The sequence below is a fragment of the Pantoea sp. NGS-ED-1003 genome, from assembly GCF_000738765.1.
Lineage (GTDB): Bacteria > Pseudomonadota > Gammaproteobacteria > Enterobacterales > Enterobacteriaceae > Pantoea > Pantoea septica.
In genome coordinates, this window is sequence record NZ_JPQA01000006.1 from 213,579 (window position 1) to 228,528 (window position 14,950).

Here is a 14,950-nt window from a genome sequence, read left to right on the forward strand (position 1 = left end):
GCAAGGCCGGCCCTGCGCCGGCTTTTTCGCAGCAACTGCGCTGCTATAGCCGCTTTTTACGGCTGCTGCGTCATCTCGACCGGCGGCGCCGTCGTTGGCGGCAGGAAGATATGGTCGAGGATCTGGCGCATCACCGGCGCGGCGGTCACGCCTTCATTGCCGCCGTTCTCCAGTATCAGCGCCACCGCCACCTTCGGATTGTTAAACGGCGCGAACGCGGTATAAAAGATATGGTCGCGCAGGCGCACCGGGATCATCTTCGCGTTATAGGTCTGGTTCTGCTTCAGGCTAAACACCTGCGAGGTGCCGCTCTTTGCCGCAATGCCGTAAGGCGCGGTGTGAAAATATTTATAGCCGGTGCCGTTCGGCGCGTTGGCCATGCCGAACATGGCGCGACGCACCAACGCCCAGTAAGGCGAACGGGCGTCGCCGATCTGCGGCTGCGGCAGCGTCGGCTGATAGGGCTCCACGATTTTGCCGCGCTCGGCTTTCGCCAGCAGATGCGGCGCAATCACTTTCCCGTTGTTGATCAGCGCCACCATCGCCTTCACCATCTGAATCGGCGTGGCGATCCAGTAGCCCTGCCCGATGCCCACCGAGACCGTATCGCCCTGATACCACCCTTTTTTATGCACCTTGAGCTTCCATTCGCGGCTCGGCAGCAGGCCGCTGTACTCTTCATTAAGATCGATGCCGGTAGATTTGCCGTAGCCGAACTGACTGAGCATGCTGTGGATACGGTCGATGCCCATCATAAATGCCACCTGATAGAAGAAGGTGTCGGCGGACTCCTCAATCGCTTTGGTAACGTCCAGCATGCCGTGGCCGCTTTTTTTCCAGTCGCGATAGCGGCGATCGGTGCCCGGCAGCGTCCAGGTCGGCGCGCCGTAGAAGCTGGTCTGCGGCGTGATGACGCCGGTCAGCAGCGCTGACATCGCCATATAGGGCTTCACCGTCGACGCGGGCGGATAGAGTCCCTGGGTGACGCGGTTAATCAGCGGCAGATTCTTGTCCTGCAGCAGGGTTTTATAGGCCTGATAGCTGATGCCCTTGACGAAGGGATTAGGATCGTAGCTTGGGCTGGAAACCATCGCCAGCACCGAGCCGTCGTGCGGATCCTCCACCAGCACCGCCGCACGCTGCCCGGCCAGCAGGCTCTCTACGTACTGCTGCAGATGCAGATCGATGGTCAGCGTAATATTTTTACCCGCTACCGGCGGCACCTCTTTCAGCACGCGCACGATGCGGCCGTGGTTATCCACCTCGACTTCCTGATAGCCTGGCTTGCCGTGCAGCAGCGACTCGTAGTAGCCCTCGATGCCCTGCTTGCCGATATTGTGGTCGGCGGCGTAGTTCTCGGCGATGCCCGCGGCGTTGAGACGCTTGTAGTCGTTATCGTTGATTTTCGAGACGTAGCCGACGACGTGCGCCAGGTCGGCGCCGTAGGGATATTCGCGATCCTGATAGGTCTCGACGCTGACGCCAGTGAAGCGATACTGGTTCACCGAGAAGCGCGCCACCTCTTCGTCAGTCAGCTCCTCTTTCAGCACCACCGGCTTGTAGCGGCTGCTCTGCTTCAGCGTGCGGGTAAAGGCGTCGATCTCGTCCGGGGTCAGATCGACGATCGGCGTCAGCGCCTTCAGCGTCGCCTGCATATCGTCGATTTTGTACGGCGTCAGCGTGATGTCGTACCAGGTAACGTTATGCACCAGCGGGATGCCGTTGCGATCGAAGATCAGCCCGCGCGTCGGCGCGATGGGGATCATTTTGATGTCGTTCTGGTTCGATCGCGTCTGGTAGTAGCCGTGATCGCGCACCTGCAAACGATAGAGATTGACGCCGAGAATAGTGAAACAGATAACGACCAGCGCAAAGGCGACCAGCGCGCGGCGCGCGAAGAGCTTTTCTTCAGCTTCGAAATTACGGAAATTCATTAGGCGGCATTGGCGGACAGGTTATTTTTTGTTGTCGCGCTAATGATAGGGAGCTAAGAGGTAAGCGCCAGCAGGAAGATGCACAGGAGTCGGGAAAAGTGTGTCATTTGGTGAGAATGTTACGAAAATCGCCTGGAATTCCCCGCCTCACGCGACAAAGCACGAGGCGGGGAACAGGCAAGCGCAGGCTTAGTCGCCCAGCAGCACCGACTCCAGCGCGATCTTAATCATATCGTTGAAGGTGGTCTGGCGCTCGGCAGAGGTCGTCTGCTCATGGGTGCGGATATGGTCGGACACGGTGCAGATAGTCAGCGCTTTCGCGCCAAACTCCGCCGCCACGCCGTAGATGCCCGCTGCTTCCATCTCCACGCCGAGGATGCCGTACTTCTCCATCACGTCGAACATCTGCGGATCCGGGGTGTAGAAAAGATCGGCAGAGAAGATGTTGCCGACGCGCGCGTCTACGCCCAGCGCTTTCGCCGCGTCAACCGCGTTGCGCACCATATCGAAGTCGGCAATCGCTGCGAAATCGTGATCCTTGAAGCGCATGCGGTTGACTTTAGAGTCGGTGCAGGCGCCCATGCCGATAACGATATCGCGCAGCTTGACGTCGGCGCGCACCGCGCCGCAGGAACCGACGCGGATGATCTTTTTCACGCCAAAGTCGGTGATCAGCTCTTTGGTGTAGATCGAGCAGGACGGGATGCCCATGCCGTGGCCCATCACGGAGATTTTGCGGCCTTTGTAGGTGCCGGTGTAACCCAGCATGCCGCGCACGTTGTTTACTTCAACCGGGTTTTCCAGAAAGGTTTCCGCAATGTGCTTCGCGCGCAGCGGATCGCCCGGCATCAGTACCACGTCGGCGAAATCGCCCATTTCTGCATTAATGTGAGGAGTTGCCATTGTTGTTTGTCCTTTTTAAATTCAGCGGCTCTGTTTACAGCATGCTCTTGCCGTAGTCCATATCGGACAGGCCAAAATAGTGCGCAATCGTCTGACCGATGTCGGCGAAGGTTTCGCGATAGCCCAGCGAGCCGGGTTTCACTTTCGGGCCGTAGATCAGAATCGGAATATGCTCGCGCGTATGCTCGGTGCCCTGCCAGGTCGGATCGCAGCCGTGATCGGCGGTGAGGATCAGGATGTCATCCTCTTTCACCAGCGCCATCAGCTCCGGCAAACGGCGGTCGAACAGCTCCAGCCCGCCCGCGTAGCCGGCGACGTCGCGACGATGTCCCCAGGTCGAGTCGAAATCGACGAAGTTGGTAAAGACAATCGACTGGTCGGGCGCCTTCTTCATCTGCTCGATGGTGGCGTCGAACAGCGCGTCCAGGCCGGTGGCTTTCACCTTCTGCGTGATGCCCTGCTGGGCGTAGATATCGGCGATTTTCCCCACCGAAATCACTTCGCCGCCCTTTTCGTCCACCAGCTTTTTCAGCATGGTCGGCGAAGGCGGTTCCACCGCCAGATCGTGACGGTTGCCGGTACGCTCGAAATGACCCGCTTTGTCGCCGACAAACGGACGCGCGATGACGCGGCCGATGTTGTAGCCGCCTTCGGTCAGCTCTTCACGGGCGATTTCGCACAGCTCATAAAGGCGATCGAGGCCGAAGGTCTCTTCGTGACAGGCGATCTGAAACACCGAGTCCGCCGAGGTGTAGAAAATCGGCTTGCCGGTTTTCATATGCTCTTCGCCCAGCTGGTCGAGGATCACCGTGCCGGAGGAGTGGCAGTTGCCGAGATAGCCCGGCAGCTTCGCGCGCTCGACCAGCTTGTCGAGCAATTCCTGCGGGAAGCTGTTCTCTTTGTCGCTGAAATAGCCCCAGTCGAACAGCACCGGCACGCCGGCGATTTCCCAGTGCCCAGACGGCGTATCTTTGCCGGATGAGATTTCGCTGGCGTAGGCGTAAGCGCCGGTGATTTCCGCATTGGGATCGAGGCCCAGCGGGAAGCGGCCGGTAGAGAGCTCGGCGGCTTTCCCCAGCCCCAGCGCGGTCAGGTTCGGCAGATGCAGCGGGCCTTTGCGCCCCTGATCCGCTTTGCCGTTAAAGCACGCTTCGGCGATGTGGCCGAGCGTATCCGATCCTGCGTCGCCAAATTTGTCGGCGTCTTTGCTTGAGCCGATTCCAAAGGAATCGAGCACCATAATAAAAGCACGTTTCATGCAAGTCTCCTGCGCCTGCGCGCGTGACAAGTCAAAAAAAAGCGATCAGATCAGTATACCCGAATGAGTGCGCAGCGGCAGCATAAAGCCGCATTTTTGCGGCTTTTTTGCGAGTGCGTCGCGGACGACAGCGGCCGTCCGCAAAAGTAACTCTCTGCCCGGTCGGCCGCTGTCAGGCGCTTTATGCTTCGCAGTCGCCGGCGCGCACGCGACGGTAGACCGCAGGCAGCGCCTCGGGCGCGCTGTCGCTCAGCGTGATCGCGGCACGCACTGCGGCGGCCGCCTGCTGCCAGCTCGCCTCGCTGCTGGCGTGCACGATCGCCAGCGGACGTTGCCCATCGGCGCGTTCGCCCAGCGCGATCGTCTCGCTCAGTCCGACGCTGTAGTCGATAGCGTCGCTGGCGCGCTGGCGTCCGCCGCCCATCGCCACTACCGCCATCCCCAGCGCGCGCGTGTCCATGCTGCTGACGATGCCGGGACGATCGGCGTAGACCGCTTTGCTGAGCGTCGGCTGCGGCAGATAAGCCTCGTGGCGTTCGACAAAATCGGCGGGGCCGCCCTGCGCGGCGACCATACGCGCGAATACCTCGGCCGCCTGGCCGTTATCCAGCACCTGCTGCAGCTTGCCGCGCGCCTCTTCTTCGCTGGCCGCCAGCTTGCCGGAGATGAGCATCTCGCTGCACAGCGCCAGCGTCACCTCCAGCAGGCGCGGGTTGCGCTCCGCGCCGGTCAGGAAGCGTACCGCTTCGCGCACTTCCAGCGCGTTGCCCGCGCTGGAGGCGAGCACCTGGTTCATATCGGTAAGCAGCGCGGTGGTGGTGCAGCCCGCGCCGTTGGCTACGCCGACGATCGCCTGCGCCAGATCGAGCGACGCCTCGAAGGTCGGCATAAAGGCGCCGGAGCCGACTTTGACGTCCATCACCAGCGCGTCCAGCCCTTCCGCCAGCTTTTTCGCCAGAATCGAGGCGGTGATCAGCGGAATAGAATCCACCGTGGCGGTGATATCGCGCGTGGCGTAAAAGCGCTTATCCGCCGGCGCCAGCGAGCTGGTCTGGCCGATAATTGCCACCCCGACCTGTTTGATAATCTGGCGGAAACGATCGTCGTCCGGGAAAATATCGAAGCCCGGGATCGCCTCCAGCTTGTCCAGCGTACCGCCGGTATGGCCGAGGCCGCGTCCGGAGATCATCGGCACATAGCCGCCGCAGGCGGCCACCATCGGCCCCAGCATCAGCGAGGTGACGTCGCCGACGCTGCCGGTGGAGTGCTTATCGACCACCGGCCCGTTGAGATTTAGCGCCTGCCAGTTCAGCACGGTGCCGGAGTCGCGCATCGCCATGGTGAGCGCCACGCGCTCCGGCAGCGACATATCGTGAAAAAAGATGGTCATCGCCAGCGCGGCGATCTGACCTTCGGAAACGCTGTTATCGCGCACGCCGTTGATGAAGAAGCGGATTTCCTCTTCGCTCAGCGTCTGGCCATCGCGTTTTTTACGGATAATTTCTTGCGGCAGAAACACAATCGCCCCCATGATCAGGGTTGAGATGAGAATGGCGGCCAGCGGCCGCCGTCACGCAATCAGTAGCCGGTTTTGCTGGTGGCGGTCTGATGGCCCAGCGCGTTCAGCAGGCTGGCTAACAGGCTGGACGCGCCGAAGCGGAAGTGGCGCGCGTCGGCCCAGCCTTCGCCAAGGATATCGTCCGCCAGCTTGAGGTAGATGGCCGCATCATCCGCCGTGCGCACGCCGCCCGCCGGCTTAAAGCCCACCTTCTCTTTCACGCCTTTGTCGCGGATAACGCTCATCATGATCTGCGCCACTTCCGGCGTGGCGTTGACCGGCACCTTGCCGGTAGAGGTCTTGATAAAGTCCGCGCCTGCGTCGATGGCGATCTCAGAAGCCTGACGGATTAGCGCCTCTTCTTTCAATTCGCCGCTTTCAATGATGACTTTCAGCAGCACGTTAGCCTGCGCGCACGCCTCTTTGCAGGCTTTCACCAGATCGAAACCGATCTGGGCGTTGCCGGCGATCAGCGCACGGTAAGGGAACACCACGTCGACTTCATCCGCGCCGTAGGCGATGGCGGCGCGGGTTTCCGCCAGCGCGATGTCGATATCGTCGTTGCCGTGCGGGAAGTTAGTGACGGTGGCGATGCGGATATCGGGCGTGCCCTGCTCGCGCAGCGCTTTGCGTGCGACCGGAATAAAGCGCGGATAAATACAGATGGCGGCGGTGTTGCCCGCCGGCGATTTCGCCTGACGGCAAAGCGCGATTACCTTCTCATCGGTATCGTCTTCGTTCAGAGTGGTCAGGTCCATCAGTTGCAGCGCGCGCTGCGCGGCGGCGGTAATGTCAGTCATGGTGTTCTCCAGATAACAAACAGACGCGGAAGCGCCGGTGTAATGTGATAATTCTAACAACATGAGGCGGCAGATAATGTGTATTTCATCACACCACCGTCAGGAACTGTTAGCAATAGCGTTATTATAACGCAGAGAAGCGTAATGTTACTATTATCACATCAGGATAGTTTAGTCAGGCAGGTTGAACAGCGTGCGCGTATTGCGCCACAGCGCCTCGGCGATAACCTGCGGCGGCTCCGGGCGTAGTTCGCACAGGGTTTGCCACACCAGACGCGCCCGCTCCGGTCGGTTCGGCTCGCCCTGAAAGCCGTGCAGCGGCATATCGGGCGCGTCGGTCTCCAGCAGCAGCGCGTCGAGCGGCAGCTGCGCCAGCGTATTACGAGTTTTGCTGGCGCGTTCATAGGTCAGAGTGCCGCCGACGCCGATCGTGTAGCCGAGTTTGATAAACGCCTGCGCCTGCTGCAGGCTGCCGGCAAAGCCGTGCACCACGCCGCGGCGCGGCAGATCGTGACGGCGCAGGTGCAGCGCCAGCTTGTCGTGGGTGCGGCGCGAATGCAGGATCACCGGCAAATCATACTGCTTCGCCAGCCTTAGCTGCGCGTCGAGCAAAAATTCCTGGCGCGCAAACTGCGGATTCTCCATATAGAGGTCGAGGCCGATCTCCCCTATCGCCGTTAGCTTCGCCGGTTGCTGCCGCAGCCAGTTTTCCAGCTGCTCAAGATGGGCATCCTCGTGGCGCTCAATGGCGATGGGATGCAGGCCGAGCGCGGCGTAGAGAGCGGGATGCTGCGCCGCCAGCGAAACGATGCGCGCAAAGCGGCTGGCCTCCACCGCCGGCACGATAATGCGCTCCACGCCCGCTTCGGCGGCGCGCGCGAGGCTGGCAGGCTCATCGCCGACAAAAGGCGGGAAATCGAAATGGCAGTGGGTATCGGTAAATCTCATGCCAGCGAACCTTCATCGTAGTCTGCATCATTGCCCGCCACCGGCGGCGTCATAATCGGCCGGTTGTCGGGCGCGTTGGCGACCGGCGCAGGCGGCGTAACGGTGGTATAGCGCACAAACGGCTCGGCGTCGCTGAGCCACTGCCCCAGCGTGGCGAGGAAGTAGCGGCCGCAGCGCCGTCCCAGATGATAATCCTGATTTAACGCGGCGACGCGGCTGCCCAGCGCCATACTCGCCAGCACATGCGGCGGATAGATTTCGATGATACGCAGGTCGTCGGGCGGCTGCTCGATAAACTGCTGAATCTCGCGGTAGCTCGCTTCATGGTGATGCAGGATATTGATCATCGGCTGCAGCGCGCTGGCGTTAAGCCAGCGCTCCATGCGCTTCATCCATTTTGGCGTATAGAACATCTGCGACGGCACGGTGCGGATCACCACGATGGTGTCGGCGCCGCGTCGCGCTGCTTCGCGCACTGGAATGGCGTCGCTGATGCCGCCGTCGAGATAGCTGATACCTTCCAGATCGACGCCAAGACGGTAAAAGCCGGGGATGGCGCTCGACGCCTTAATCAGATCGTGCCAGTTGGCGCTGGTCGGCGCAAAGTAGCCGGGCGAGTAGTCGTCGCTGCGACAGGCGCACATATAAAACTCGCGCCCGCCGTCGAACAGCAGCTTCGCGCTGTCCAGCGCCAGCGGCAGTTCGCGCTGGGTTACCTCTATCAGCCAGTCGAGATCGATTAAGTTGCCGCCGCGCACGAAACGCAGCGGATCGAAAAAGAGTTTGCTGGTGGTGTAACGGGTAATGACGCGCCGCGCGTAGCCCTGCTGTCCGCAGACAAAGGCGGAGAGATTCTGCGCGCCGGCCGAGGTGCCGATAAAGAGATCGAAAGTATTGAATTTGGCCCGCTGAAATTCATCCAGCACGCCTGCGGTGAAGATGCCGCGCTGACCGCCGCCTTCGCACACCAGGGCGATTTTTCGCGCTTTAAACGGGGAAAGGGCTAAGGGCTCAATCGCGCCCAGCGTTACAGGGATCCGGATACCCACTTCTGTTCCTCAGAAAGGGTTCTGAGGTTTGCCGTTGCGTTTATCCGCTTTAGGTCGACAGCATCCCGGAGAACCAGCCATGTTTTACTCCTGACCTGCCGCCGAAAAAACTGGCGGCAGCCGCCGCGCCTGGTACGTTTTCCTTTACGCGGCGCGGCGGCTGGCTGGTCTCCGCTTTATGCATGCTCGTTGCGAAGATCAGAATGACACAACCGGTCAGGGTCGTTTGCGGCCGGTAAACAGGCTCACGAGGAACAGGATAATACCAACAACGAAGACAACTTTAGCCGCCCATGCTGCCGTACCGGCGAGGCCGCCAAATCCTAACGCCGCCGCGATCAGTGCAATTACCAGAAAAATAATACCCCAACGAAACATAAGCCTCTCCTTACCATAGTGAAATCGAACTGCTCGTTTCTTCCCAGTTTGGGTTTTGTTTTGTCAGCGCGGCGCCACGCGGACGCCGCGCTCACGACGTTAAGACTTCACAGTCAGGTCATTCTTAACGCTTTTAACGCCTTCAATGGCTTTCGCGATACTTTCAGCGCGATCCGATTGCGCTTTAGTGGCGACGGTTCCTGAAAGCTGGACCACGCCGTCAGTGGTTTCTACCTTGACGTTACGTGACGGGACAATGTCGTCGGCTAACAGTTTAGCTTTAATTTCGCTAGTCGTTGCCGCATCCCCGGCATATCCCTTCATACTTTGTGATTTGCTGTCTTTAACGTGCAGTTTGTCGCTGACGGATTTAACACCTTCTACGTTTTTCACAACGGCGACGGCTTTTTCAGCCTGATCCTGCGAGGTGACAAAACCGCTCAGAGTCACTACGCCATCATGGGTTTTCACGGAGATATCCGTACTTTTTATTGCTTCGTCATCTACCAGAGCCGCTTTGGCTTTTGCAGTAACGGCGCTGTCATCCATAAATCCATCGACTTTTTTCATAGAACTATTGATTTTCGCACCGGCGTTGTCCGCGCTTTGCTGCGCTTTTTGCGTCAGCGAGTCGTCAGCCAGGGCGCTGCCGCTTAACAGGGCGGAACCAACCATTACCGCCATCAGCGTTTGGGCAATCTTAGTCTTATTCATCGATATCTTCCTTCTGTCAGTGAGCTCACCCACAACCGTGGGCGCAACAGCAGCAAACGGCGCTGCTGCATCGTTGGACGTAAGCGAGAAGCAATTTCTCTTTTCCCGTCCGACAGAATAATCATAGTCGGTGTTTGGCGTTTTGCTTGAATAACTGGTTGATAGCACGCCAGTTAAGCGAAAAAACAGAGTTTTTAGGAGGAGTCTGGAGAGGGAGAACAGGGCCAGCCAAAGCTGGGCGGCCCTGTTGCAGCGCGGATTAATGCTCGCGCGTTTTACGGAAAATCACGTCAGGATAGCGCTCTTGCGTGATGTTGAGGTTAACCATGGTCGGTGCGATGTAGGTCAGATTATCGCCGCCGTCCAGCGCGAGGTTGACCTCGTTTTTACGCTGGAACTCTTCGAATTTCTTCGCATCGCTGCACTCGACCCAGCGCGCCGTCGAGACGTTGATCGCTTCGTAGATCGCTTCGACGTTGTATTCGCTTTTCAGACGCGCCACGACGACGTCGAACTGCAGCACGCCCACCGCGCCCACGATCAGATCGTTGTTGTGCACCGGACGGAACACCTGCACCGCGCCCTCTTCAGACAGCTGCACCAGCCCTTTCAGCAGCTGTTTCTGCTTGAGCGGATCGCGCAGGCGGATGCGACGGAACAGTTCCGGGGCGAAGTTCGGAATGCCGGTGAACTTCATGTTCTCGCCCTGGGTAAAGGTGTCGCCGATCTGAATGGTGCCGTGGTTGTGCAGACCGATGATGTCGCCCGGCCAGGCCTCTTCCACGTGCGAGCGGTCGCCCGCCATAAAGGTCAGCGCGTCGGAGATCACCACATCTTTGCCGGTGCGCACCTGACGCAGCTTCATGCCTTTTTCATATTTACCGGAAACCACGCGCATAAAGGCGACGCGGTCGCGGTGTTTCGGGTCCATGTTCGCCTGAATCTTGAACACGAAACCGGTGAACTTCTCTTCCTGCGCGGTGACGGTACGCACGTCGGTCGCGCGCGGCATCGGCGCGGGTGCCCAGGAGACCAGCCCGTCGAGCATATGATCGACGCCGAAGTTGCCCAGCGCGGTGCCGAAAAAGACCGGCGTGATATCGCCGCTCAGGAACAGCTCGCGATCGAACTCGTGCGACGCGCCTTTAACCAGCTCCAGCTCTTCGCGCAGCTGCGCCGCCAGCTCTTCGCCGACCGCGCTGTCCAGCTCCGGATTATCCAGCCCTTTGACGATGCGCACTTCCTGAATGGTGTGGCCTTTACCCGTCTGGTAGAGATAGGTTTCGTCGTTATAGAGGTGGTAAACGCCTTTGAACAGCTTGCCGCAGCCGATAGGCCAGGTAATGGGGGCGCAGGCGATTTTCAGCTCGCTCTCCACTTCGTCCAGCAGTTCCATCGGATCGCGGATGTCGCGGTCGAGCTTGTTCATAAAGGTCAGGATCGGCGTGTCGCGCAGACGGGTGACTTCCATCAGCTTACGGGTACGATCCTCGACCCCTTTGGCCGCGTCGATCACCATCAGGCAGCAATCCACCGCCGTCAGAGTACGGTAGGTATCTTCCGAGAAGTCTTCGTGCCCCGGCGTGTCCAGCAGGTTGACCAGGCTCTCGCGGTAGGGGAACTGCATAACGGAGGTGGTAATAGAGATGCCGCGCTGCTTCTCCATCTCCATCCAGTCCGATTTGGCGTGCTGGCTCGAGCCGCGACCTTTTACCGTACCGGCGGTCTGGATAGCCTGTCCGAACAGCAGCACTTTTTCAGTGATGGTGGTTTTACCGGCATCGGGGTGCGAAATGATCGCAAAGGTGCGGCGGCGCGCCACCTCTTGCATGAAATTAGACATGAGTGAGTTCTTCTCATCGAGGCAACGTCACACAGGAGGACGCTGCAGAGTAATCATGATGGCCGGAAATCCGGCAGGTAAACGGAGCCAGGCGTGACGCAACGGCGTCAGAAGGCGGTGGTTGATGCGCGTTCTACATTGGCGGCGATTCCGGTTACCCAGTCTTCGTTAAGGCGGCATAGCATACAATATTTTGCGCGCGGCGGCGAACAGGGCCGGGAAAATTTCAGCGCCGCCCGCAGGCATGCGGGCGGACGGCCTCTTATTTACCCCAGCACCCTTTTTACGCAGGATTTAAAAATATTCACCCCAATCTCCAGCGCGTTGAGATCGAAGCGCATTTCGGGGTGGTGCAGGCCCGGCGTCAGGTTGGTGCCGAGTCCCCAGAAGCCCGCCTTGACGTGCGGGCGCTTGACCGGATAGAAAAAGAAATCTTCGCTGCCCGGCGTGGTTTTCGCCTCCAGCAATCCCTCTGCGCCCAGCACGTCGGTAATCGCCGCGCGGATCACCGCCGTGGCGTCATCATGGATCTCCGCCGCCGGCATCTCTTTCAGCACCGCCACCTGCGCCGTCGCGCCCAGCGCCGCGACGCTGTGCTGGATCGCCTGCGTAACCTTCTCCTTCAGCACCTCCATCGGCGCGTTCTCCTGCGAACGCAGATCCCAGACCACGCGCGCCTCGTCGGGCACCGAGTTAGTGACGCCGGCGTCGCAGAGAAAGCGAGTCGCCTTCACGCTCCAGTTAAGCCCCGGCGAGAGATGAATCGCGTTGACCGCATTGACCGCCTGCACCGCCGCGTCCAGCGCGTTGACGCCGAGATGCGGACGCGCGGCGTGCGCGGGCGCGCCTTTAATGGTGGCCTCCAGCGTCGAGCAGGCGGAGTAGAGCACCGCCGGCGTCGCCTGGCCCACCACGCACTCCTCCAGCGGCCGCAGATGGAAACCGAAGATCATCTCCACGTCATCCAGCGCGCCGCCCTCTACCATCGCCAGTGCGCCGGCGCCGAGCTCTTCGGCCGGCTGAAAGAGAATTTTCAGCCGCCCTTTTTTCACCGCACCCTCCGCCAGCAGCTCCTGCGCAGCGGTCAGCACCACGGAAGAGTGGCCGTCATGGCCGCAGGTATGGCGCGCGCAGGCGACGCCGTCGATGATATGGCCGAGCGCGTCCATATCGGCACGCAGCGCCAGCACCGGCCCCGGTACGCCGCTGTCGATCTCCGCCACGATGCCGGTGGTCTGATTGATATTGCGTGTCACCTTCAGCCCGGCTTTCTCAAGCTGATCGGCAATATAGGCGGACGTTTTAAATTCCTGAAAGCCCAGTTCTGGAATCTCATGCAGATAGTGATAGTGCTCTAAGACCTTTGACACCGCTTCTCTCCTAAACAAAAAGACGCATAACGAACATCGCGATCGCCGCATTGATAACGCTTACCAGCATCAGCAGCGGCCAGTATTTTTTCGGCACGTCGGCCACGCCCAGCAGGCGGCCCATGTACTGCAGCTGCGATCCCATCAGGAAAATGGCGGGCGCCAGAATAGTGACATCCGCGCCGGTCAGTATCCCTTTGGTCAGCAGGCTTACCGCTACGCCGGTACCGGCTGAAGAGGAGAGCCAGGCGGTCAGCAGTACGGTAATCGCTTCGCCCGGCAGACCGAACAGCCCCATCACCGGCGCGAACAGCTGGCCGAGAAACGGCATAATACCGAGTAAATTAAGCGCTTCTGCCAGCACATAGGCCATCACTACGTTTGGCATCAGGTTATGAATGGCAATATGAAAACCTTTGCGCGCGCCGGTGACAAAAATATCAAAAGGGTTGTGACTGCTTTTTACCGCGCCGTTATTTTCCATCGCTGAAATCCTTTTTATAAACACTGTTTAACACACAACGCGTCAGCGCCGCACCGACAAATTTAAGAACGAACATCAAGGCGAGCGGAATAATAATCGGCAGCGTCATTGAGGCGAACAGCGCCGACCCGATAGCAAAATAGTTATTGATCAATCCTGCGCCGGAATATTGCCAGGCGCTCATTACCACAATATCTTTTTTCGTTACCTGTCCGCGGTCGTACATCTCTTTGGTCAGCGCGGCGCCCGCATCGGTGCTCTGCAGATCGGTGATCAGCGCCAGCCCGCAGCGCCCCGGCAGTCCCATCAGCGGCTGCAGCAGCGGCGTCAGCAGCTTGTGCGCCGCGCGCATTGCGCCGTAGTGGGTAAAGATTTCCAGCACGCCCAGCGCCAACATGACGGTCGGTGTCAGCGAGAGCGCGAAGAGAAAGCCCGCTTTGGCGCTCAGTCCGCCCGCGCCGAGAAAGGTATTGCTGGCCGGATCCTTCATGGTGCCGAAGCTGCCGCCGAGCGTGGTAAAGTCAAAGGCGCCCAGCCAGTGGAAGCCGTCGACCTGGTAGAGCAATCCTGAAAAAAAGAGGATAGCCACAATCAGCGCCAGATAACTTCCTTTGCTGGCTGAAACCCGTTCGCCTGTCAGCGTTATTTTTTCTTCAGACATGGTTATTCCCTGCGAATAGTTTATCAGTTGCGATATATGGAACTCTGACGGTTGCAGGATTTATGCCAGCCGCCGCATAACGTCTCTTTTGAAAATAAAGTTTTCCTCTCTTTGGCTTTTAAATAAATAATCGATTAAATCTGCACCGTTTTATATTTTTCAGCGGCAGCCTGACGCGGCGAATATCGCTCTTTTTTTGCATCGCAACCGGAAATAAGCCGCGCTGCACCATCAGCGCGCAAATGCTTCGCACTAACGTAGTGCGAAGCGCAACTGATCGAGAAATGATAATCGCTCGCATTCAAATAGCTAAATAATTCTATTTAAATCAATTAGATAAAATGTGATTTTTAAGTAAAAAACTATCTTTCGCTACGCCTCATGGTGCATAATTCACCACTTCTCACCTGTTTACTTATTCTGCTTCTATAAAGGAATCGCTCATGCTGACTGCTGAAATGACCGCTCGTCTTAACGATCAACTTAACCTCGAATTTTTCTCCGCGAATCTCTATTTACAGATGAGCGCGTGGTGCAGCGATAAAGGTCTGGAAGGCGCAGCGGCGTTTCTGAAAGAGCATTCCCGCGAAGAGATGGAGCATATGCAGCGCCTGTTCGACTACCTGAGCGACACCGGCGCGATGCCGGTGCTGGGCTCTATCGCCGCGCCGCCGGTCGCCTATAACTCGCTGCCGGAGCTGCTGGAGCAGGCGCTGGAGCACGAGAAGCTGATTACGCGCAAGATCAACGAGCTGGCGCATGCGGCCATTACTTCTCTCGACTACTCCACCTTTAATTTCCTGCAGTGGTACGTGGCTGAGCAGCACGAAGAAGAGAAGCTGTTCAAAACCGTACTGGATAAGCTGGCGCTGGTGGGCAACAAAGGCGAAGGCCTGTTCCTGATCGATAAAGATCTGGCGCGTATGAATGCGGAAAGCCACGTCGCTAACTAGTACCTCTGTTGTTGCCTTTAAAGGCGTACAGACAGCATAAAAAGTCAATAAGCGGGTGAGATGACCCGAAGAGCAAAGCGTCCCGCGACAGGGATGT

General features: G+C 58.8%; 14 protein-coding genes. 1 reads left to right on the top strand and 13 read right to left on the bottom strand.

Features of this window, described 5'->3' with window-relative positions; genetic code table 11:
- Nucleotides 1–56: 56 nt before the first annotated feature.
- The 13 genes from mrdA to JS46_RS14140 form a co-directional block, all read right to left on the bottom strand.
- On the bottom strand, nucleotides 57–1,934 hold the full coding sequence (gene mrdA, locus JS46_RS14085) for a penicillin-binding protein 2 (RefSeq protein ID WP_033752375.1): 1,878 nt from the start codon (nucleotides 1,932–1,934) through the stop codon (nucleotides 57–59).
- A 189-nt stretch (nucleotides 1,935–2,123) separates the two neighbouring features.
- Nucleotides 2,124–2,837 carry a purine-nucleoside phosphorylase gene (deoD, locus tag JS46_RS14090; protein WP_033752378.1) on the bottom strand — a complete coding sequence of 238 codons (714 nt, stop codon included), beginning with the start codon at nucleotides 2,835–2,837 and terminating at the stop codon, nucleotides 2,124–2,126.
- Nucleotides 2,838–2,871: 34 nt separating this feature from the next.
- Nucleotides 2,872–4,095: a phosphopentomutase gene (deoB, locus tag JS46_RS14095; RefSeq protein ID WP_033752381.1), complete on the bottom strand. Its 1,224-nt coding sequence runs from the start codon at nucleotides 4,093–4,095 to the stop codon at nucleotides 2,872–2,874.
- Nucleotides 4,096–4,276: 181 nt separating this feature from the next.
- Entirely contained in the window at nucleotides 4,277–5,614 is a 1,338-nt protein-coding gene (gene deoA, locus JS46_RS14100; RefSeq protein ID WP_033752562.1) for a thymidine phosphorylase, read from the bottom strand.
- Between the two features lie 59 nt (nucleotides 5,615–5,673).
- Nucleotides 5,674–6,453 (bottom strand): deoxyribose-phosphate aldolase, encoded by a 780-nt coding sequence (gene deoC / locus JS46_RS14105; RefSeq protein ID WP_033752383.1) that lies wholly within the window; start codon nucleotides 6,451–6,453, stop codon nucleotides 5,674–5,676.
- 171 nt (nucleotides 6,454–6,624) lie between these two features.
- Nucleotides 6,625–7,401 carry a TatD family hydrolase gene (locus JS46_RS14110; RefSeq protein WP_033752386.1) on the bottom strand — a complete coding sequence of 259 codons (777 nt, stop codon included), beginning with the start codon at nucleotides 7,399–7,401 and terminating at the stop codon, nucleotides 6,625–6,627.
- Nucleotides 7,398–8,450 (bottom strand): patatin family protein, encoded by a 1,053-nt coding sequence (locus tag JS46_RS14115; protein WP_033752388.1) that lies wholly within the window; start codon nucleotides 8,448–8,450, stop codon nucleotides 7,398–7,400. The genes JS46_RS14110 and JS46_RS14115 overlap by 4 nt, the downstream gene beginning before the upstream one ends.
- A 216-nt stretch (nucleotides 8,451–8,666) precedes the next feature.
- Nucleotides 8,667–8,828, bottom strand: a complete 162-nt coding sequence (locus JS46_RS23455) for a DUF1328 domain-containing protein (RefSeq protein WP_065426276.1) — start codon at nucleotides 8,826–8,828, stop codon at nucleotides 8,667–8,669.
- Between the two features lie 99 nt (nucleotides 8,829–8,927).
- The gene (gene osmY, locus JS46_RS14120; RefSeq protein ID WP_033752389.1) at nucleotides 8,928–9,542 is read right to left on the bottom strand and encodes a molecular chaperone OsmY; all 615 of its coding nucleotides are present in this window, start codon (nucleotides 9,540–9,542) and stop codon (nucleotides 8,928–8,930) included.
- Nucleotides 9,543–9,801: 259 nt separating this feature from the next.
- Nucleotides 9,802–11,385: a peptide chain release factor 3 gene (prfC, locus tag JS46_RS14125; protein WP_033752390.1), complete on the bottom strand. Its 1,584-nt coding sequence runs from the start codon at nucleotides 11,383–11,385 to the stop codon at nucleotides 9,802–9,804.
- 266 nt (nucleotides 11,386–11,651) lie between these two features.
- Nucleotides 11,652–12,755 carry a M20 peptidase aminoacylase family protein gene (locus tag JS46_RS14130; RefSeq protein ID WP_033752393.1) on the bottom strand — a complete coding sequence of 368 codons (1,104 nt, stop codon included), beginning with the start codon at nucleotides 12,753–12,755 and terminating at the stop codon, nucleotides 11,652–11,654.
- Nucleotides 12,756–12,765: 10 nt separating this feature from the next.
- Complete coding sequence (locus JS46_RS14135) at nucleotides 12,766–13,239, bottom strand: YjiG family protein (RefSeq protein WP_033752395.1); 474 nt, start codon at nucleotides 13,237–13,239, stop codon at nucleotides 12,766–12,768.
- Complete coding sequence (locus JS46_RS14140) at nucleotides 13,229–13,900, bottom strand: nucleoside recognition domain-containing protein (RefSeq protein WP_033752397.1); 672 nt, start codon at nucleotides 13,898–13,900, stop codon at nucleotides 13,229–13,231. Before JS46_RS14140 ends, JS46_RS14135 begins: the two co-directional genes overlap by 11 nt.
- Before the next feature lie 443 nt (nucleotides 13,901–14,343).
- On the opposite strand from JS46_RS14140, the gene ftnA reads away from it, so the two are divergent.
- On the top strand, nucleotides 14,344–14,853 hold the full coding sequence (gene ftnA / locus JS46_RS14145) for a non-heme ferritin (protein WP_033752399.1): 510 nt from the start codon (nucleotides 14,344–14,346) through the stop codon (nucleotides 14,851–14,853).
- Nucleotides 14,854–14,950 lie beyond the last annotated feature (97 nt).